The 17,170-nt window shown below is 63.9% G+C and carries 25 protein-coding genes; all 25 read right to left on the minus strand.

All coding sequences use genetic code 11. The features are described from left to right. Positions 1–4 precede the first annotated feature (4 nt). Positions 5–427 (minus strand): hypothetical protein, encoded by a 423-nt coding sequence (locus tag L8G49_RS05915; RefSeq protein ID WP_242183218.1) that lies wholly within the window; start codon positions 425–427, stop codon positions 5–7. 106 nt (positions 428–533) lie between these two features. Beyond that, the gene (locus tag L8G49_RS05920) at positions 534–986 is read right to left on the minus strand and encodes a hypothetical protein (RefSeq protein WP_242183221.1); all 453 of its coding nucleotides are present in this window, start codon (positions 984–986) and stop codon (positions 534–536) included. 66 nt (positions 987–1,052) lie between these two features. Beyond that, on the minus strand, positions 1,053–1,277 hold the full coding sequence (locus L8G49_RS05925) for a hypothetical protein (protein WP_242183223.1): 225 nt from the start codon (positions 1,275–1,277) through the stop codon (positions 1,053–1,055). An 11-nt stretch (positions 1,278–1,288) separates the two neighbouring features. Beyond that, positions 1,289–1,684 carry a hypothetical protein gene (locus L8G49_RS05930; RefSeq protein ID WP_242183225.1) on the minus strand — a complete coding sequence of 132 codons (396 nt, stop codon included), beginning with the start codon at positions 1,682–1,684 and terminating at the stop codon, positions 1,289–1,291. Next, positions 1,681–1,941 carry a hypothetical protein gene (locus L8G49_RS05935; protein ID WP_242183227.1) on the minus strand — a complete coding sequence of 87 codons (261 nt, stop codon included), beginning with the start codon at positions 1,939–1,941 and terminating at the stop codon, positions 1,681–1,683. The genes L8G49_RS05930 and L8G49_RS05935 overlap by 4 nt, the downstream gene beginning before the upstream one ends. Beyond that, positions 1,938–2,474: an HK97 gp10 family phage protein gene (locus L8G49_RS05940; protein WP_242183228.1), complete on the minus strand. Its 537-nt coding sequence runs from the start codon at positions 2,472–2,474 to the stop codon at positions 1,938–1,940. Before L8G49_RS05940 ends, L8G49_RS05935 begins: the two co-directional genes overlap by 4 nt. Further along, positions 2,474–2,875: a head-tail adaptor protein gene (locus tag L8G49_RS05945; RefSeq protein ID WP_242183230.1), complete on the minus strand. Its 402-nt coding sequence runs from the start codon at positions 2,873–2,875 to the stop codon at positions 2,474–2,476. Before L8G49_RS05945 ends, L8G49_RS05940 begins: the two co-directional genes overlap by 1 nt. Continuing rightward, entirely contained in the window at positions 2,863–3,228 is a 366-nt protein-coding gene (locus L8G49_RS05950) for a head-tail connector protein (protein ID WP_242183233.1), read from the minus strand. The genes L8G49_RS05945 and L8G49_RS05950 overlap by 13 nt, the downstream gene beginning before the upstream one ends. A 6-nt stretch (positions 3,229–3,234) precedes the next feature. Continuing rightward, positions 3,235–4,506 carry a hypothetical protein gene (locus tag L8G49_RS05955; protein ID WP_242183235.1) on the minus strand — a complete coding sequence of 424 codons (1,272 nt, stop codon included), beginning with the start codon at positions 4,504–4,506 and terminating at the stop codon, positions 3,235–3,237. After that, entirely contained in the window at positions 4,499–5,857 is a 1,359-nt protein-coding gene (locus tag L8G49_RS05960; RefSeq protein WP_242183236.1) for a phage portal protein, read from the minus strand. The genes L8G49_RS05955 and L8G49_RS05960 overlap by 8 nt, the downstream gene beginning before the upstream one ends. Positions 5,858–5,934: 77 nt before the next feature. Next, positions 5,935–6,210, minus strand: coding sequence for a hypothetical protein (locus L8G49_RS05965; RefSeq protein ID WP_242137372.1), 276 nt, complete (start codon positions 6,208–6,210; stop codon positions 5,935–5,937). Positions 6,211–6,273: 63 nt separating this feature from the next. Further along, positions 6,274–7,668, minus strand: a complete 1,395-nt coding sequence (locus L8G49_RS05970) for a phage major capsid protein (RefSeq protein WP_242137371.1) — start codon at positions 7,666–7,668, stop codon at positions 6,274–6,276. Next, positions 7,665–8,288: an HK97 family phage prohead protease gene (locus L8G49_RS05975; RefSeq protein WP_242137370.1), complete on the minus strand. Its 624-nt coding sequence runs from the start codon at positions 8,286–8,288 to the stop codon at positions 7,665–7,667. The genes L8G49_RS05970 and L8G49_RS05975 overlap by 4 nt, the downstream gene beginning before the upstream one ends. An 11-nt stretch (positions 8,289–8,299) precedes the next feature. Beyond that, the gene (locus L8G49_RS05980; protein ID WP_242183239.1) at positions 8,300–9,985 is read right to left on the minus strand and encodes a terminase large subunit; all 1,686 of its coding nucleotides are present in this window, start codon (positions 9,983–9,985) and stop codon (positions 8,300–8,302) included. A 1-nt stretch (position 9,986) separates the two neighbouring features. Continuing rightward, a complete protein-coding gene (locus L8G49_RS05985; protein WP_242137368.1) occupies positions 9,987–10,556 on the minus strand; it encodes a hypothetical protein in 570 nt (189 codons plus the stop codon). A 174-nt stretch (positions 10,557–10,730) separates the two neighbouring features. Beyond that, on the minus strand, positions 10,731–11,093 hold the full coding sequence (locus tag L8G49_RS05990) for an HNH endonuclease (protein WP_242183241.1): 363 nt from the start codon (positions 11,091–11,093) through the stop codon (positions 10,731–10,733). A gap of 240 nt (positions 11,094–11,333) precedes the next feature. Continuing rightward, complete coding sequence (locus tag L8G49_RS05995) at positions 11,334–11,852, minus strand: hypothetical protein (protein ID WP_242183243.1); 519 nt, start codon at positions 11,850–11,852, stop codon at positions 11,334–11,336. Between the two features lie 125 nt (positions 11,853–11,977). Then, positions 11,978–12,172, minus strand: coding sequence for a hypothetical protein (locus tag L8G49_RS06000; protein WP_242183245.1), 195 nt, complete (start codon positions 12,170–12,172; stop codon positions 11,978–11,980). A gap of 44 nt (positions 12,173–12,216) precedes the next feature. Then, positions 12,217–12,636, minus strand: coding sequence for a hypothetical protein (locus L8G49_RS06005; protein ID WP_242183247.1), 420 nt, complete (start codon positions 12,634–12,636; stop codon positions 12,217–12,219). After that, on the minus strand, positions 12,633–13,238 hold the full coding sequence (locus L8G49_RS06010) for a hypothetical protein (RefSeq protein WP_242183249.1): 606 nt from the start codon (positions 13,236–13,238) through the stop codon (positions 12,633–12,635). Before L8G49_RS06010 ends, L8G49_RS06005 begins: the two co-directional genes overlap by 4 nt. Continuing rightward, entirely contained in the window at positions 13,153–14,328 is a 1,176-nt protein-coding gene (locus tag L8G49_RS06015) for an HNH endonuclease (RefSeq protein WP_242183251.1), read from the minus strand. The genes L8G49_RS06010 and L8G49_RS06015 overlap by 86 nt, the downstream gene beginning before the upstream one ends. After that, positions 14,328–14,537: a hypothetical protein gene (locus L8G49_RS06020; RefSeq protein ID WP_242183253.1), complete on the minus strand. Its 210-nt coding sequence runs from the start codon at positions 14,535–14,537 to the stop codon at positions 14,328–14,330. The genes L8G49_RS06015 and L8G49_RS06020 overlap by 1 nt, the downstream gene beginning before the upstream one ends. Beyond that, positions 14,537–14,776: a DUF2312 domain-containing protein gene (locus L8G49_RS06025; protein WP_242183255.1), complete on the minus strand. Its 240-nt coding sequence runs from the start codon at positions 14,774–14,776 to the stop codon at positions 14,537–14,539. Before L8G49_RS06025 ends, L8G49_RS06020 begins: the two co-directional genes overlap by 1 nt. A gap of 29 nt (positions 14,777–14,805) precedes the next feature. After that, entirely contained in the window at positions 14,806–15,981 is a 1,176-nt protein-coding gene (locus L8G49_RS06030) for a DNA polymerase III subunit beta (protein WP_242183258.1), read from the minus strand. Positions 15,982–16,010: 29 nt separating this feature from the next. Next, positions 16,011–17,156, minus strand: coding sequence for a site-specific DNA-methyltransferase (locus tag L8G49_RS06035; RefSeq protein WP_242183260.1), 1,146 nt, complete (start codon positions 17,154–17,156; stop codon positions 16,011–16,013). Positions 17,157–17,170 lie beyond the last annotated feature (14 nt).

Consider the following 17,170-nt stretch of genomic DNA (forward strand, 5'->3'; position numbering starts at 1 on the left):
AGGATCAGCTGGTCGGCGACCCGGGCATGAACTTTCCCCAGTCAGCGACGAACTTGATCACCTGGACCTTGATCCAGCCAAGGGCAGGGTCGGAATAAAGGGCGGTGAGAAGCGCATTGCCGGAGAGCGGCTGGTCGCCGGAACCATCGATCTCGATGTTGCGGAGGCCTGCGGTGTAGGCGATCAGGTCGGCGGTCGTTTCCTCGCGCTGCACCTCGATCGAGGGCATTGCGATCTTGTTGTCGTTGTCCTGCATGCGCTTGATTGCGCGCGCGGACTGGGCGGACTCGATCACGGCTGCTTCGGGCGATCCCGGGCCGAACAGGTCGATACCGACGGGCTTTCCGGCTTCATACAGATGCTGACCGTCCGGCCCCTTGAGGTGCAGGAAGGCGGTCGGCGAAACGGCAAGAGTGGCGATCTTCATGGTGGTGGTATCCTCGCGGGGGATGGTGCGCTGATCCGACCCGAGACCCGCGATAACGGGCCAGACCAGCGCATAGGGAACGGCGTCGCGGGCGCCGGAACTGGGGTCAGGCGGTACCGGCGACCTTCACGACCTTGGTGCTGATCTCGACAGTGGGCGCGGCCATCAGGATCGTGTCGGCGCCGTCGACCGTTTCCGGGTAGCCGAACACACGACCCTGGAAGTAGCGCTTGTCTCCGTTCTGGTAGGTCACCTGGAACGAGTAGAGCTTGTTGGTCTCATCGTCCGCCGCGGTGCGGAGCAGGGTCTGGCCTGCATCCGAACCGTCATGTGCAACCGAAGGCTGGAGCGAGCCGTAATCGACACTGCCCTTGAGCTTCTGCTTGGCGCCCTTGAGCGGCTGGAACTCGATCTTGGCATAGACCGACCCGATCGTGCCGATCTTCTCGATGTTACCGATCTCGATCAGGGTCAGCGCGGCATAACCGGCCGCATCGGGGGTTGCCGGGGCGGCGGCAGAGATGGCGAGCGCCGCGCCCGCCGATGCTTGAATGGTCATGATGTTTCCTTTCAGTGGTGGCTTGCCGGGACTTCCGGCAGGATTCGGTCCGGCGGGCGGACGGAATTACTTGGCGGCGCGGGAGCGCTTGCGCGGCGCTGGCTTGGCCGCCGCTGCGAGCGGGGCGACCTTCTCGATTTCATCGTCTTCCAGCGCGCGCACCAGACCTGCAGCCTCGAAATTGTCGAATGCGCCCTTGCTGAATGTCGGCGTATCGCCTGCGGCGAACCGATCTCCCGAGGTCGCGTCTTCGAAGGCACTGAGGACCAGCGCCGGAACAGTGTTGGTCATGGGAATCTCCGTCAGGTGAGGGCGTTGAAGCCGACTTTGAAATCCTGCGTCTGCTCGAAGCTATTGGCCGGTCCGCCGACGTCGGGGCCGGTGCCAGCGCTGAGCACTGCGACTTCGGTTGCACCAGCAATCGCGCCGAGCTGGCCGGCGCAGACGTTGCGGACCGCTTTGATGATCGCGACCTGTTCACGGTAGCTGTTCGCGCGTACCGCGACCGAGACGCGATCGGTCATCCGCACCGCACCACCGCGGACGAGCGGTTGCCGCTCTACCGAACTGACCAGCCTGACCAGAAGCGCGGGCAGGGGTGTTCCGTCCGGCAGAGATCCCGCCTTTATCGTAGCGACCAGCGAGTTGATCTCGCCGCTGTCCCCGAGCAGCGCACCGATGATGTCGACCCCGGTCATTTTGGCTTGCGGAGCACTTCGACAGTGCCGTGGATGGTCTCGAGTACCACTTGGTCGCCCTCCACTATGAAGCGTCCACTCGCGCTGATCAGGAAACGCTTCACCAGCCCCGCGTTGCAATCGTAACTCACGACGTTGCGTTGCTCCACGCCATCAACGAAGATGTTGAGATCGAAGGCGATGTCCTGCCAGTCGGGCCGAAACCCCGGCTCGCCTTCCTCGATCGACAGAACTGCCGGAATGGGCTGGCTTATCATGCGTCGCTCTCCTCGGGTTCGGCCGATCCGGTGATCCCCGCCCGCGAGACGCGAGCGTTGATGTAGCTCTGCGCCGCTGCGATCGCTTCGGCTTCCCTAAGGTCCAGCGCCGGCCGCATGAAGGGGTGCGCTTTGGCGCCCGGATGGTGCACTGTCGTCCCAACGAATTGCCCGCCGATGACGAGCGACGCGCCTTCCTTGTTCAGATCGTTGATCCGCCTGGTGCTGCGGCCTTCGCGCTGGCTGTCGTCTACCGAGATAAAATGCGGGTCGGTCCCGTATTCCTGCCAGATCGCCAACGAGCGTGCCCAGCCTGATTTGACGGAGACGGTCGATTTGATCTGACCTGGAGTCGCCCGGACTTTGGTGACGATTGAGTCCGTCACGACGTGAGAAAGAGACCGGTCGCGCGCTTCGTCAGCGATTACATTCGCCGCCGCTCGCGCCGCGCCGCGCAGCACCTTCGATTCGAGGTCCACCGGGATCTGAGCAAGGAAGCGCCTGACATCGCCGCTGCCCCTGACCGTCGCCATTACGCCGGGTTGCCCGCGGTCGAGTAATCCTCAACCATGAACTCGAGCCCGTCACGGTTGCCGATCTCCGCGGGCACCGTCGTGATCTGTGCGACCCGGGTCGTCTGCCAGTAGAGCACGCCGGAGTCATCTCTCAGATATCGGCCCACCAGGACGCGCATGCTCGCGCTGATATCTTCCCGGTAACGGATCCGAACGCGAGATGGCCGCGTGGCAATGTTAAGGCCATCCGCCAGCTTCTCCGACCGGCTCGGCAGCATATCCTGAACGCTCGCGCGGGTCTCGGTAACCTGCTGCCAGGATCCCGATCCAGCACCGTCGAACGAACTGTCGGCGACAGGCTTCTCGATCCGAATGCGACGATTGAGGGAGCCCGCAGCCAACGCCATCAGCAGACCCACTTCTTGATCGGCATAAGCAGCCAGGTGACGGAAAGCGGCAACTCGGCCTTTTGCGTCCCAACGGCCACGGCTTCGCGATTGGCGAACCAGAGCCCGACCAACAGGCTCGCCGCAGTATCGATTACAGGCCGGTTGAGATCTCCGGCGGGAACATCCCAGCCCACTTCGTTGCGCACCGCCCGCTGCGCTGCCGCGGCCAACCGGTCGAGGGTGTCATAGACGTCGGGGCCGGCGTCCGCACCGACATGATTGCGGAGCGACTCCCGGTACAGATCATAGGCGAGTTGCACGTTAGCATCGCTCGTCGTTGCGTTCTCGCAGAGGATGATCCGCATCTGATCTACGGTCAGCACGGCGAGCTACTCCCGGCTCAGGTCGCGGCCGTCGCGACCCTTCTTGACCGCCAGGCGCCAGCCTGTGTTCGTGCCCTCTGGCTTCTCGCCAGTCGCGCGTTGCGCGATCCACAGCGAGCCGCCGAACGTGACCGCGTCGCCATGCTCATATGCGGTGCCCTCCTTGAACACGCCGCGATCGAGCACGACCGGGAAGGGCACTTGGAAGGCATATTCCTTATCGCCCTTGGCGAAGACGAACTTCACAGTGCGACCGTCGGGCATCAGCTCGACCGTCATGTCCTCAGGGCCGGTCCCATCGAGGCCGTCCTTGCCGTCGACCCGGCCGAGGTCGACCATCTTGCCGTCGCTGAGCGTCAGCACGAGCGATCCGCTGCGGTCGATCACCGCGCCGGCCGCGCCCACGCCATCCTTGGCACGCGGGATCGCCGCCACTGATTTGGCGACCTCCTCGCGGATTAGCGGGGCCACATCGTCAATCGTGATGCTCTTGCCCTGGGCAGGGGGCGGTAAGGCCGCGACCGCTTCTTCAACGAGCGCCCTGATCAGTGCCGGGTCAGCGTCCTTGCCGTCACGCGGCTGGGGAAGTTCGATCGACGCGACCGCAGCGGCAACGGCGGACCGAACGATCTCGGGGTCGGCATCCCGTCCGGGCTGCGCAGGTGGCAACGCATCGACGGCGGACTGTACGAGCGCGCGGACCTGCTCGACGTCGACGTCCTTGCCGTCTTTCGCCGTCGGGATCTCGATCGCAGCGACGGCCTCGGCGACCATCGACCGGACGAGCGCCGGATCCGCGTCTTTGCCCGGCTGCGCAGGGGGCAGATCCGCCACTGCGGCGACGATCAGCGTGCGAACCTCGTCCATGTCGACGTCCTTGCCGTCGTTGCCGGGCTTAGCCTCCGGGACGACGATCGCGCTGACTGCTTCGGCGACGAGCGATCGAACCAACTCGGGGTCAGCATCCTTCCCAGGCTGCGCAGGTGGCAGATCGGCGACGGCAGCGAGGATGAGCGAGCGCACCTCGTCCATGTCGACGTCCTTGCCGTCGTTGCCAGGCTGGGGGGCTGGTATCTCGATCGCGGCGACCGCGCGATTGATCATCGAAGCCAGTTCGTCGATGTCGACGTCCTTGCCGTCTTTGCCCGGTTCCGGCTTACGGGCTTCAAGCTGTGCGATGCGCTCGAGCAGCGGTGCGGTTGCCTTGTCCAGCATGGCGGGGACAAGCTCGCGAACAACCGCCGCGGTGGCTTGGGCTAGCGCCTTCACGTCAAGCATTCAGCGCCTCCCGGAACTCTTTCTCGAACAGCGCGATCGTCGCGCGCGCCTGCTGCTCCGCAGCCGGATTGTCGTTGGCTGGTGCGGCGGGCGCAGTCGCACTGGTAGTGGAGCCGCTGCTGGCGAACGGATCGTCGCTGGCGTCGCGTTTCGCCAACGCCTCGAGGCTGTAATTCTGCTGTTGGAGGTACGGCGTGTCGCCACCTTCCACCGGCCCGAGATCCAGGCGGCGACGGGCTTCGTTGATCTTCTTGATGCCAGCCTTGGTTCCGATCGCTTCGGCCTCGATCAGAGCCTTGGTGTCCATCCGCAGAAGCCCGTCGAGGTCGAATTCGGTGCCAAGCGCGAACCCTTCGCCAATGCCGAGACCTTCATCGAGGCAAAGCTCAGCGGCTTCGATCAGCGATTGCAGCGCCTGTGTATAATACTCGAGGTTCAGGCTCTCGACGTTGCTGCTGGTCGGCAGATTGCCGATGCCGAGCTTGTACGGCGGGACGTGGAAGGTCGAGCACACAACCTCGGCAGTCCACTTCAACTGCTCGATGAGCTGGGCGTCGTCCGGGGTAATGGCCACCGTCTCGTACTTCATGCCGCTCCCGAGCACCGCGACCTTACCGGCGTTCTTGCCGCCATAATTCTGGTGCCAGTTGTCCTTCAGTTCCTGCGCTGAGCCCGCGTCGATCGCGCCCGGCGCGACGAGAATACCGCCGGGGCGCGACTGGTTGCCGAAGAGGTTGGCCGAGTTGCCCTGGATGTTCAGCCCCTGAGTTGCCGCCAAGCCGTTCGCATACAACGGCGAGATCCCGATCAGCGGGTGGAACAGGCAGTTCCAGCGATCATGGATGATTTCTCGTGCGGGGACGACGACGCCGCCTGTGATACCCGAAATGTTGTCGCACTGGAGATCGTAGAAGATGCTACCGTCGTCCGCGATCAGTGGTTGCACGCGGCCGGGATCGAGGACGTAAAGCCCGGTCACGAGACCACGCCCATCGCGCCGCTTCAGCACGTAGGTGTTTCCGCGCGACAGCTTGGAGAGGAAATACGTCTCCCAGAACTGGATCCGGGTTTGAAACGGGTTCGGCTTGCGCAGCACTGGCGAGTAGGCGGTCTTCGTCGTCTCCGACCAGATACCGTTGTCGTCCTGCGCGACCAGCTTGACGCGCAGCTTGGAAATGTCCGACGCGATCAGCGTCATGCACGCGAACACGGCGTGGTAGGCGAGAACGGCGGTCTGATTGACCTCGACGTTCTGCTGCCAGGCACCGCCGTAGCTCTCCCGAACGATCGGCATCCATGGCCCCGACGGCGCCGTTACGGTCCGCGCGGACCGCTCGGTGAGGATCGGCAAGCCACCTTCCACCAGCGCAGACAATGCGGGCTCGGCGGAAGGGTTTGACCTGCCAATGTTGAGCCCGAACAGCCGCATTACGCGCGCGATGCCTTGGCGATCTCGTCCTTGAGGCGCTTCTCACCCCAACGAGGGCCGACCATGATGCCGAGCTTCGTCGCTTCGTCGCGCAGCGCCTGATGTTCGGCGTCGGCCGACGCCTCCGACTGCGCTGCCTCTTCGACAGAGGCGGGGCGCGCTTTCTTGATCGCAACGAGGATGCGGGCATCCTTGTTGCTGGCTTGGAAAGGGTCGCCCGCGGTCAGCGCGCGCGTGGCGTACCGCAAACTGCGAGTTGCGATGAGGTCGGGCATAATGCTTTCCTTTCGGTAAATCGGCGGGCGGAAAGCCGCCCGCCGATCCAGTTCACGGTGCGCTTAGGCCCCGGGAGCCGCAGGCTCGCCCCAGCGGACGGCCGTCAGGTACGCGACTGCAGTCGCGCGGCGACGGCGCCAGTTGATGGTGCGCTCGGCGCGCAGGCCGACCAGGTTGTTCTGCCACAGCGAGACCAGCTGCGTGCCGGCACCGGTGAGGCCATCCTGGGCGAAGTCGCTGTTCTTCATTTCCAGCGATGCCTCGCGGCTCATGTCGACGGCGATGTCGCCCTCGTCAGCCTCATAGATGTCCAAGGCGTTGACCAGCGCGACCGTCGACCCGGCATATTCCGAAACGATGACCGGAAGGCCTTCGAACGTGCCGCCCAGCATCGTCATGCCCGGGAATTCCTTCTGCCCGAGCGCATTGCTCATCATCGACAGGCCAAGCGCGTTGGTTGCCGACATGATCCAGACGCCGGTGGTGAGGGAGTTCGATGCCGCAATGAACGCAGCCATGACTGCGCGCGCATCCGCGCGAACCGCATCTGCGTCACGACCAGCCGAGACATGGGCCGACGCACCGTTCGTCACCGAGGCCGGACGAACCGTGTCCACGCCTGCATTGGTCGGATCGATGAACGCCAGATCCTGCGTCTCGACCAGCGCGGCCTTCAGCGCGTCGCGGACGATCGCCTCCGAACTCGGGTTCGAACTGCGGACGTTCTCTTCGGTGAGAACGGCGATGTTCGCGACCTTCAAGCGGCCGAGTACGTCGCGCTTGAAGTCAAACGACGTCAGCGGCTTGGGCTTGCCTTCGCCGACCCAGTAGCCCTGGCCCCCGCCGGTCTGCAGGATGACGGGCTCGTCGAAGCCGATCTTGCGCAGTGCCGGAATGTCACCGGTACCGAACTTGCCGAGGATCGTCGCCGGACGGAGGAACTCGGCGAAGTCGACGAACGCCGCACCTTCCGGGCTGTGCAGGGCGGCGGCCCAGCTGCCGGGCTGGTTGGAACCCGCTGCAACGGCTGCCTTGACGGTGCCGACCACGTCGCTGTCGGCGCCGTACATACGCTCGGCAACGACCAGCACCGGCTCCGAATCGAGGCGCGAGACGGCGCGTGCCTTGGCATAACGTGCGAAGGCGATGCCGGGGGCGAGCTTCGGCTGCGCCTTGACGATGATCGACCCGCCACGCTGCTCGGAAGCCGCGTTCGGATCCCGGACGTCCTCGATCGGACGCGCCGACTTCGCCATGGTGCGCTCGGCCACGCGCAGCCGATCGAGGTGCTTGTCAATCGACTCGATGTCCGCCGCGTGGCCGTCATACTCTTCCGACTGCGCGGCATCGAGGGTTGCACCGTCGGCTGCCGCCTTGGTCATGATGGCTTCCATGGCGCCGACGCTGGACGCGCGCTTCGCCTCGTAAGCCGCGATCTGTTCCGCGAATTTGCTCACTTCGTGTTCCTTCGAATGGTTTTGATGACGAATGGCTTCGCCCGATCGCGGGCGGGTTCGACCAGCTTCACCACTCGAACCGACTTGCCGGACGCGGCAGGTTCAGGGTTGGCAGGGACTTCGGGGTCGGGGATGCCTGCCGCATGACGCAGGCAGGTATCGATCGACTTGATGGCGGTGATGATGGCGTCGGCATTCGCCGGGATGGTGACCGCAGAAAGCTCGAACACTTCCACCTCGGTGAACCGGATCCCGCCGGCCTCCATGTAGGCGTACTCGATCGGGCGGAAGCCGATGCTGGTCGCCCGGACGAGCCCCAGCTTGATGGACTGCCAGGCGAGATCGAGGAGGTCCTTGAGGATGCCCGGCTCGTCGGTCTTTGCGATCTTCGCCTTGAACGGAATACCGTTCGCAGTCGGCTGGCCGAACTCGCACGTCCCGACCGGCTGGTCGTGATTGTGCTGCCACAGGAACGGCATGGGGTTGGTGAACTTCACCCCCAGCGGCTCGATAATGTCGCCGACGCGATCGACGGTCGGCGTCGTCGCAATGCCTTCGATGGTGCGGGCGTCTTCGTTGACCGCCTTGATCGCAAGGACGCTGTATGCCCTGTTGTCCATAGGGGTGCCTTTCAGATGAACATGAATTGCGGCCCTGCACCGGCGGCTTCCGGATTGCGGGACATGAGCACCACCGCATTGAAGGCGGCGATGAGCGGATCGATCTTCGCCTTGCCGGCGACCTGCTTCGTGATCAGCACTGCGTTCCCACGCTGCTCAGCCTTCGCGTTGCCCGCGCACCAGGCCATCAGCGCCTGACCAGCGTGGATCAGCGTGCCGTCCTTCAGCTTGCGTTCGGTGCCCCAGACCGCACCCGAAAGGCGAAAGCCTTGGCTGATCGCCGGGATTTGCTCGATCGTGAAGCCGCGGCCGGTCAGTTCGTCGACCAGCGAGGTGATGCCCTGCGGATCAAGACCGATGGCGGCCTCTTTCGGGAACAGCCCCAGGTCCTTTACGCGCTCGAGCAGGTCGGCAACCTCGATCAGGTCCTGCGTCGGCGTCAGGCATTTGACCAAGGACCCCTCGGCCGCGAAGTCGTTGAGGTTGGACACGATGTCCTTGCGCCGATCAAAAACGTCCTGCTGCGCCCATGCCCGGCACCAGAGCAGCCACTGCTTGGTGACTTTGTGCCGCCCGAGCAGCGCTAGCCCCATCAGATCGTCGAGCCCGCCGCCGTCGCCGCCGGCAACCACCACCTCGACGATTTCGAGGAACTGGTCGAGCGAGCCGTCCCAGACTTCAGGGGCTGCGCGCGCCGCCTGCCAGTAGAGAGCGCCGACCCAGGCATCATGCCGCAGCCCGACGCCGATCTCGACATTGAGATGCTTCGCGTAGAACACCTGCTTGGTGCCGTCTTCGGCGTTCTCAACCTTTCGGAACTCGCTCTCCAGCCACTTCTGGCTGACCGACAGACCGAGGTTCGGGTTGGTGACGTAGAAGTTGGCGGGGTCGAGGTGCTCGCCCGTTTTGACCATCTCGTCGGGGAATTCGTAGAGTACCGGCAGGCTTTCCGGGTCGTTGATGATGCCGTCGCGGACGTCGCGGAAATAGGCCAGCTTCTCCTTGAACACTCCGGCGGGCGGCTCGTCCGACTGTGTCGTCAGGTAGAGGGTGTATCCCTCCGGCCGTGACACCTGCCCGCCGGTCGCTTCGCGCAGCATCGAGTCCGCCGTCGCCTTCTTGCCGAACAACCAAAGCTCGTCGACCAGAACACGGCTGGCCTTCTTACCCGATACCGTGGCGCTGTCCGCGGCAACCACCTTCAGGGTCGCCTTGGTCACCCGGTGCGTGATGAGCCGAATGTGCTCCTGGATATGCAGGAGCTCGGCAAGCTCGTCGTCGGCGCGTATCATTGCGAACGCTGGCTTGGAACTGTTGCCCGCGACCTCGATCGTCGGCGCGAGGATCAGGTTCTCGTCTTCCTCGCGCCAACCGCATATGAGCTCGGTCAGCATGATGCCGGCAGCGAGCGTCGACTTCGTATTCTTCTTCGATATGAGGAGCAGGAACTCCCGGATCATCTGCTGCCCGGTCTCGGGGTCGTAGGCACCGAAGATCGCAGCGACGAAGTCGAGCAGCCACTGATCCGATGCCTCGCCGAACGTGGGGCGCCCGGGGACGTCCACGATCTTCAGCGACGTGAACACCGCCATCTTGGCATCAGCCGAGTCCGGGAACAGCGGAGCGAACGGGATGAGCGATCGCCGCTCACGGATATTGCGCTTCCAGTCGAGGTTCGCAGTCGACCAGGTCACCACGCTACTGGACTGCCTTCAGCTTCGGCGGACCGATCGATCCGAAGCGCGAGCTGCCGCCAATCTGGGTGGCTCGCTCCTGCGCCGCAGCCTTCTTACCCTGCGGCGCTGATGCTTCGTTCAGGGTCTTGAACGCCAGTGCGAGCGTCTTGAGATTGTTGGCTCGGCTGCTCAGGCTGACCGCGCGCATCATCGATTCCCGCCGGGCAGTATCGTCGTCACCGTCGGTCGCTGCGATGATCATGTCTTCGAGCTCACCGCGCCGTGTCGTGGTGGCATCGAGCTCGTCGAGCATACGCCACACCAAGCCGCGCCCCCCATCCGCGATCGCGACCGGGTCGATCGGTTCAGATGGGTCAACAGGCCGGGGAGGGGGTGCGGTCAGCTCAGGTTCGCACTGGTTCGCACTTGGCGGGGTGCGAACCAAGCGAACCCACTTTTCGGCCTTTGCGCGCTTACGAATAGCCGTGTCGGAAATTGCATGGCGATCGGCTATTTCGCGAATGGAATCTTCGTTGGCGCAGTATTCGAGCTCAATTCTCGACCAGTCAACAGTTGGGCGGGAAGTCTTCATTGCATCGGTTCCCGCGGCCTAGTTCGCACCCCGGATCGCTCCAGTAGAATTTTTTCTCTGCGTGAGAGCCATACCGGTCTCAGGCGGCGCCCCGCCGCGAAGTCCGGACCACCCCCCCCGGTCTCGTGCAGCATCAGGCTACCCAGGACTCCCGCCAGCGCGCCGCAGGACGTGTCAGGCCCCGCGCATACCCTGCGCCTGCTCATCGCGCTGCTTGGCGCTGTCGTGGCACGGTTTGCACAGGGTCGTCAGGTTGCCCTCGTCCCAGAACAGGTCCGCACTGCCGCGGTGCGGGATCTTGTGGTCGCAGACCAGCTTGGCGGTGTCGCCTTCGAGCTTACCGCACCGAGTGCAGGTGAAGCGGTCCTTGACCAGTTGCGCCCAGCGCAGGCGACGCCATCGCGTCGTGTTGTACCAGGCGCGCCAAGGCGAGAAGACCTTGCGCTCGGCTTCGAGCTTCCGCTCAGGCGCTGGCAGGTGGCCGCGCATCGGGCTCAACGAACCGAGGCGGCTGGGCAGCGTCTTGAGCTTGGCCATTGTCTTTCCTCACCGCCAGTCAGCCGCTCGCAGGTGCCGAAGCATGACCGATGTCTTGCGTCGTGTGCTTGGGTGAGGGGGCGTGCTGACCGCCAGGGAGGGAACGGTCAGCCAACCGAACTGAATACTGGGTTTTACCATGCCGTAGGACAATCGCCCGAGAACCCTATGCGGGCCTCTGCGTTGGGGACGAGGGCAGTAAGGCGATATCGCCAGCCGGTCACGCTCGTCGCGGGCTGCTCAAGCAGCTTTCTTCCTTACTGGTACATTGCGTGAACGAAGTTGTAAAGTATCTACTTTCACCAGCTGCTCACGGCCGAAGAGACTGAGCTGCACCGTCGTGGTTAGCCCGTCGCTCGAATACACGAAGCCTTCGAAGCCAGTGAACGACCCGGTCGTGAAGGTTACAACGTCGTCCACGTCGTACGCTTTACCGCGCGGCTTGCCGGCGGCTTTGCCGCTAGCAGGCAAAGACCTGACATATGTGCCCTGCTGGATCGATCGAAGCGGAGCCAGCTCGCTGTGTCTGACGAATACCGTTTCGCCATAATACCTGAATATCGAGAACCGAGGATGAGGCGAGACTATCATCCGCTCGATCCGTTGCAACGCCGCAAGATGACTGCGCCGCGCAAACACATATGTCGGCGCCAACGGCACGATACGGTACTCGGTGGCCTTACTTCGCGGAACGCGCCGCTTTGTATGCTCGGTCGGTGTCCAGACGTGGAGGCCGGCATCCTGAAGCGAGGAGACCAAGCTGAGCGTGCTTGGTCCGGACGTACGCAAAATGCACCAATCGGAGTTGTTCCGGCGCTTCTCTGCGTTCCTCGTCATATCCCACCCTTTGAACTTTGATACTGAATTGAATGCGTTCTGTGCCGTCACACGGTCTTAACCAGATCCAGTGCCTGGGCTTCGCTGAACCCCTCGGCGACGTAGGCGAGGAAAATCGTGCGCTTCGCATTGGCAATCTCGGCGGATGACGACGCCATCGCCTGCCAAGCCTGGACAAGATTGCGCATCGATTCCGGGATGTCTTCTCGGGGACGTTCGCTGCGGATGGGATCGTTAGCCATAGGGTTTCCTCTCACGTATTTTCGGTTGAAGCTTTTGCGACACTTCATGGCCAAGCCTCGTCCCATCGCCGGGATTGCACGCTGCCCTCGCGGTGCCGGTAGAAGCTAACGTCGCGCTTGGGAGGACCGGCAACCACCAAGGTCCAGCAATCTTCCGCGAGCAGGCGCGTGATGCGATGAATGTGACCGGCGTTCACCAGATGCATGGTGTCGGGCAGACGTCGCTTCTCCATGACGGTGAACGGATCCAGCGACACAACGACGTCCTCGGCATATCCCCCATGAAGGACGCTGCTGGCGAAACACCAAGGGTGATCGTGGAACTCATCACCTTCGTCACCTGCGGTGAAGTGGTGGAGCGCGCGACCGTCGCCGAGCTGGATCTTGCGGAACACGGGCGACATGACCTCGACCCGGACGTCGGGGGCCGCTTCGAGCAGCGCGGTTACGACCAGCGGCATCATGCGGCTTGCGCCTGCTCGACCGGCTCGGACAGGGCAGCGTCGATCTCGTCCTGCGTCAGATGCCCGGCGGCGAGACCCATCGCGCGAAACTCCGGCTTCATGGCGCGGATCTGCGCGGCGGTGATCGGCACGTCTTGTACTGGCTCGTCCCTCGTGCCCGTTCGCAAAATGAATCGCGCGCGGCGGATCGCAGCTTCTTCGGGGCTTATCCAGTTCGCCATACGTTCCTTCAGCTGGTGAACGGTCGGCATCCAATCGAGCTCGTCCAGGCAGCGCCGCACTGCGTATGTCAGCGCGCGGGCGTCGCATCCCTCGAGCATCGCCTTGTACGTGTTGAGCTTGAGCTTGCCATGAATGCTGTCGGTGGCCTGACTTGGCATCGACGCGGACAAACCGCCGAGGGACTGATTGATGAAGCGGTCGTCGGCGAGCTGCGGGCGCGCCACTGCATTCGCGAGCGGCGTGATCACCGCAATATCGGCCGCGCTGAATACTGCGCCAGGTTCGAACGCTCGATCAAGCACGGGCTGCGCGCTCCTCATCAATGATGGCATCGAGGAAGCCGTTGCGAGATTGGCGGGCAGGTCGGGATTGCGGTCCATTGCGGAAACACCTTTCGATGAAACTGACGGGGTCGACTGCGCCTTCTCGCTGAGCGTTGCCGAGGGCGACGATGACTGTTTCGGGGCCGTGGTCGCGCAGCCACTTCCCGAGCATGCTGCGGGCCTTCCGCTCGGGAACGGCTGCTGCTCCCAACAGGGCTATCCCGCTGTCGAACATGACCTTGGCGGGATCGACGGGGGGGCTTGGCGGAGCACCTGCCGGAATGATCGGGATCACCTCGGCACCGACGGCGGCAGCGCCGCCCGATGCGTCAGCATCGGAATAACTCCCTGTCCCTTTCCCTCTCCCTGTCCCTTTCGGTAGGCGTTCGCCTTCGATTTCGTCAGGCATTTTGCTAGGCGTTCGTTTACCGTTTGCTAGGCATTCGCGCAGACGTTCGTAGCGATCTTCCCAGCCGTTCGGGCGGTGGTCGGTGTCCTCGGGGCCCTTCGAGGAGTTGCATGTTGGGCAGAGGGGTTGAAGGTTTTCGATGCCGTCCGACCCGCCTTTGTAGATCGGGAGGATATGGTCTTTCACGAGAGGGCCACCGTCGCCACAGCGCGCGCAGATGGTACCGCAAGCCTCAATCATCAGAAGCCAGTCCTGCTTGGTATGCCGACCCTTCTCGCGCGCAATGGACAGTCGCTGTGAACGGCTCAAGCCGCTGGGATCGGCATTCCACTTCGCCTCACCGCCAGCGGATCCGGAAGCGGCACGCTTTGCTTTGCGATCGCGATACGCCAGCTTTTCAGACCACGCGGAGTTGACCTGCTCGGCAACGACCGGGTGGTACAGCCGGCCGTCGCTGCATTCGATCCAGCCGCGCATCGCATCGTCGCGGTGCCGGCGGAACGTCTTCACGTCGCGCCCCAAGCCGCATAGCCGCGCGAGCACCGCCTCACCGGCAGGCAGCGACCCGGCAGGAACCTGATGCCACGATGCCGACCAAAGCAGCACAGCGTACCAGCACGCTTCCGGGTGAGCCTCTGCGGCAAGATCGCTGTCGCGGAGACGCGCGACGTGCAGGGGCATGAAGGGGAAGTCCTGCAGGTCGGCGTCCGCCGATGTTAGAGGCGCATGGCCTGTCATCAGAAAATCACCTGCTCGAGCAGCAGCGGGTCGCGCGCGACCTGCTCATGCACCTTGGTCGCGGCACCGAGGCGCGCGCGTTCGTTGAGGATGGCGCGGCTGGCCTTCCGGCGCTGGAGGCGAGCGTCGAGCTCGGCCTCCAGCGCCCGCCGCCGCGCACGCGCGTTGCGTTCCTGCTTGGACAGGAAAAGGGCGGCCAGCAGACCCATCAGGCCAGGCCCAACGCCTGCTTGTAGGTCTCGAGCAGCGCCTCGGCCTCGTCGCGGTGATGCTTCTCCATCTTGCGGAGGCGCACGATCGTCTTGATCGTCTTGACGTCGAAACCGGTCGATTTGGCCTCGCCATAGACGTCCTTGATGTCGTCGGTGATGCCCTTCTTCTCTTCCTCAAGACGCTCGACGCGTTCGATCAGCAGGCGCAGCTGGTCGGCAGAAATGGAATCGCTCATGATGGTAATCTCCGTGAGTGCTGGGAAGGTCAGGAAAGGCGCAACGGCATCAGGACAGCAGTCCAGGCGGTGTCGGCCGGGTCGCGCACGAGGCCGGGCGTTGACGGATCCTCGACATCGAAAAGGATCTCGCTGCCGCGGCAGGAGCCGATCACCGAAGACAGGTAGCGGCCGTTGTAACCGATCTCGAAACCGGGCGAGGTGTGCTGGCAAGGCACGATGACCTCCGCGGACAGGCCGATGTCGATGAACGCCGCCGAGATCTTCGCCGTCCCGCCTTCTGCCAGCGTGATCCGGGTTGCCCGCACCGTCGACGAGTGCCCCGATATCGCTGCGATCGCGCGACGAAGATCAGGCAACTGGAACAGGAACTGTCGCTTGCCCGCCGTCGGGATGATCCGCGACACGTCGGGGAAGGTCCCATCGATGAGCTTCGATTGGAAGGTGACTTCGGCTGCGCGCTCGCGGATGCTGACGCTCAACCGCGGCGCGCCGACCGCTTCTGGAGCGGTGCCCTCGATATGGTTGCTCGCCAGTGCGGGACCGATTGCCAGCCGCACACCGTCGTCTGCGGACTTCGCAAGGTCGAACAGAAGGGCCACCGCCTTGCGCGGGATGATGCAGTTAGTCGGCAAGGTGCCAGCTGCATCCGGCAGTTCGATGTCGGCGAAATACATCCGATGGCCGTCGGTCGCCTCGGCTCGGATCGTGGTGTCACCGATCGAGCGAAGGTGCAGGCCGTTGAGATAGTAGCGGGTCTCTTCGCTCGACATGGCGTCGGCTACCCGGGCGAGCACGTCCATATGGTCGCGCGACAGCGTCGCCGAGAAGGCCGGCGTGATGGTCCGCTCCATATCCGAGGGGAAGTCGTCGGTTGGCAGCGTTCCCACTGCAATGGTCAGCGGACCCGACGCAAATGCGACCTTGCCGTCCTCAGGCCACGCCGAGACCGTGTCGCCGCCAGCTGCCGAGAGAGCCGAGACGACGTTCTTCGGGGACTGCATGACGAAGTCGCCGCCGGGGCCCGGGATGCGCGCCACCGTTGCGGTCAGCGACATATCGAGATCGGTGCCGGTCGCTTGGAACGACCCGTTGGCGTGGCATCGTACCATGCTAAGGATCGGAATCACGTGCCGCCGTTCGATGACCTTGCCGGCGAGCACGATCGCGCGCCGGAAGTCGGCAGACTTCACTTGGATGTTCACAGCAGTTCTCCCTTGGTGATTCTCAATGGTCATGCCGCGTCCTCGAACAGCCCGAGTTGGGGCGAGGGTGGCGGCACGTCCGCGACGCGCAATTCGGCAGCCGCAATGCGGGCGCGTGCGATCGGGATGTATTCGTCGGTCAGTTCGCAGCCGATGAAGTCGAGGCCTTCGAGAACCGCGGCTTTGCCGGTCGATCCGCTGCCCGTGAACGGGTCCAGAACTGTACCGCCGGGCGGGGTGTACAGACGGACCAGCCACCGCATGAGGCCTTCGGGCTTCACCGTCGGGTGGATGTTCCGGTACTGAGTCTCTCGGCCTTCGCTGAGGCTCGACGCCGCGCCGCTTTCGCCATTTCCTGTCTGGAACTGGACAAACGCCTGCGGATCGAGGTGGTCGAGTCCCTCGTCGCGATCAGACTTGCTGGCCTTGGCACAGTAGAAGAAACGGGCCGCTGAACCGGTGTCGCCGTAGAACGGTGCTGGGGTGCTTATGCCGTTCATCGAACCGGCCATCGCCCGACTTTTGAAGCCGTCGGTGCGCGTGGAGCCACTCGCTGGCGCTGCACCGCCAGCATGCGCTGGAAACCCCGCCAGAACTTCGTCGCTGCCGTCGTGGACGATGTTCGCTGGCCACCGGCCCGGTTTCATCTCGCCGTGGTATTCGACGCCGTCGGTGGGGCGCCAGTTACCGCCGGTTTTGTCCAGCGTTGCGCCGGGCTTCAACCGCTTGACGGTGTATGTGCCGCCCAAGGCGTCGTCGGAATGGATGCGGCAGGCATCAATATTGATCGCACCGGTACCGTACATCGCCTCGTTCGCCGCTACCGATCCGATCAACGGCTTGCGGGCAACGACGATCGGCTCGTGCGCGGGCTTAAGGCAGCTGCCCTTGCCGTCGCGGTTGCCACCCTTTGGGAAGCCCGAGCCGTACAGCCACATGATCTGGTCGCGGATCTCGAAGCCCGCGTCCTCAATCGCGCATACCATCCGGTGATAGGTCCGGGCGTGCGAGAACGCGACGAGGATGCCGCCGGGCTTGAGTACGCGGAACGCCTCGCGCCACATAGCGGCGTCGTTCGCAATGCCGGACTTGTCCCAGCTGCGACCCATGAAGCCGAGTTCGTACGGCGGATCGGTAGCGATGCAGTCGATCGAGGCCTCGACCATTGCGGCCATGAGGACCCGGCAGT

It is taken from the genome of Sphingomonas sp. CARO-RG-8B-R24-01, from assembly GCF_022662295.1.
GTDB lineage: Bacteria > Pseudomonadota > Alphaproteobacteria > Sphingomonadales > Sphingomonadaceae > Sphingomonas.

Bases quoted from the DNA above. Each gene is read 5' to 3' on its own strand.
- L8G49_RS05915 (WP_242183218.1), bottom strand. From the start codon at position 427: ATGAAGATCGCCACTCTTGCCGTTTCGCCGACCGCCTTCCTGCACCTC.
- L8G49_RS05920 (WP_242183221.1), bottom strand. From the start codon at position 986: ATGACCATTCAAGCATCGGCGGGCGCGGCGCTCGCCATCTCTGCCGCC.
- L8G49_RS05925 (WP_242183223.1), bottom strand. From the start codon at position 1,277: ATGACCAACACTGTTCCGGCGCTGGTCCTCAGTGCCTTCGAAGACGCG.
- L8G49_RS05930 (WP_242183225.1), bottom strand. From the start codon at position 1,684: ATGACCGGGGTCGACATCATCGGTGCGCTGCTCGGGGACAGCGGCGAG.
- L8G49_RS05935 (WP_242183227.1), bottom strand. From the start codon at position 1,941: ATGATAAGCCAGCCCATTCCGGCAGTTCTGTCGATCGAGGAAGGCGAG.
- L8G49_RS05940 (WP_242183228.1), bottom strand. From the start codon at position 2,474: ATGGCGACGGTCAGGGGCAGCGGCGATGTCAGGCGCTTCCTTGCTCAG.
- L8G49_RS05955 (WP_242183235.1), bottom strand. From the start codon at position 4,506: ATGCTTGACGTGAAGGCGCTAGCCCAAGCCACCGCGGCGGTTGTTCGC.
- L8G49_RS05965 (WP_242137372.1), bottom strand. From the start codon at position 6,210: ATGCCCGACCTCATCGCAACTCGCAGTTTGCGGTACGCCACGCGCGCG.
- L8G49_RS05975 (WP_242137370.1), bottom strand. From the start codon at position 8,288: ATGGACAACAGGGCATACAGCGTCCTTGCGATCAAGGCGGTCAACGAA.
- L8G49_RS05985 (WP_242137368.1), bottom strand. From the start codon at position 10,556: ATGAAGACTTCCCGCCCAACTGTTGACTGGTCGAGAATTGAGCTCGAA.
- L8G49_RS05990 (WP_242183241.1), bottom strand. From the start codon at position 11,093: ATGGCCAAGCTCAAGACGCTGCCCAGCCGCCTCGGTTCGTTGAGCCCG.
- L8G49_RS06000 (WP_242183245.1), bottom strand. From the start codon at position 12,172: ATGGCTAACGATCCCATCCGCAGCGAACGTCCCCGAGAAGACATCCCG.
- L8G49_RS06005 (WP_242183247.1), bottom strand. From the start codon at position 12,636: ATGATGCCGCTGGTCGTAACCGCGCTGCTCGAAGCGGCCCCCGACGTC.
- L8G49_RS06010 (WP_242183249.1), bottom strand. From the start codon at position 13,238: ATGGACCGCAATCCCGACCTGCCCGCCAATCTCGCAACGGCTTCCTCG.
- L8G49_RS06015 (WP_242183251.1), bottom strand. From the start codon at position 14,328: ATGACAGGCCATGCGCCTCTAACATCGGCGGACGCCGACCTGCAGGAC.
- L8G49_RS06020 (WP_242183253.1), bottom strand. From the start codon at position 14,537: ATGGGTCTGCTGGCCGCCCTTTTCCTGTCCAAGCAGGAACGCAACGCG.
- L8G49_RS06025 (WP_242183255.1), bottom strand. From the start codon at position 14,776: ATGAGCGATTCCATTTCTGCCGACCAGCTGCGCCTGCTGATCGAACGC.
- L8G49_RS06035 (WP_242183260.1), bottom strand. From the start codon at position 17,156: ATGGCCGCAATGGTCGAGGCCTCGATCGACTGCATCGCTACCGATCCG.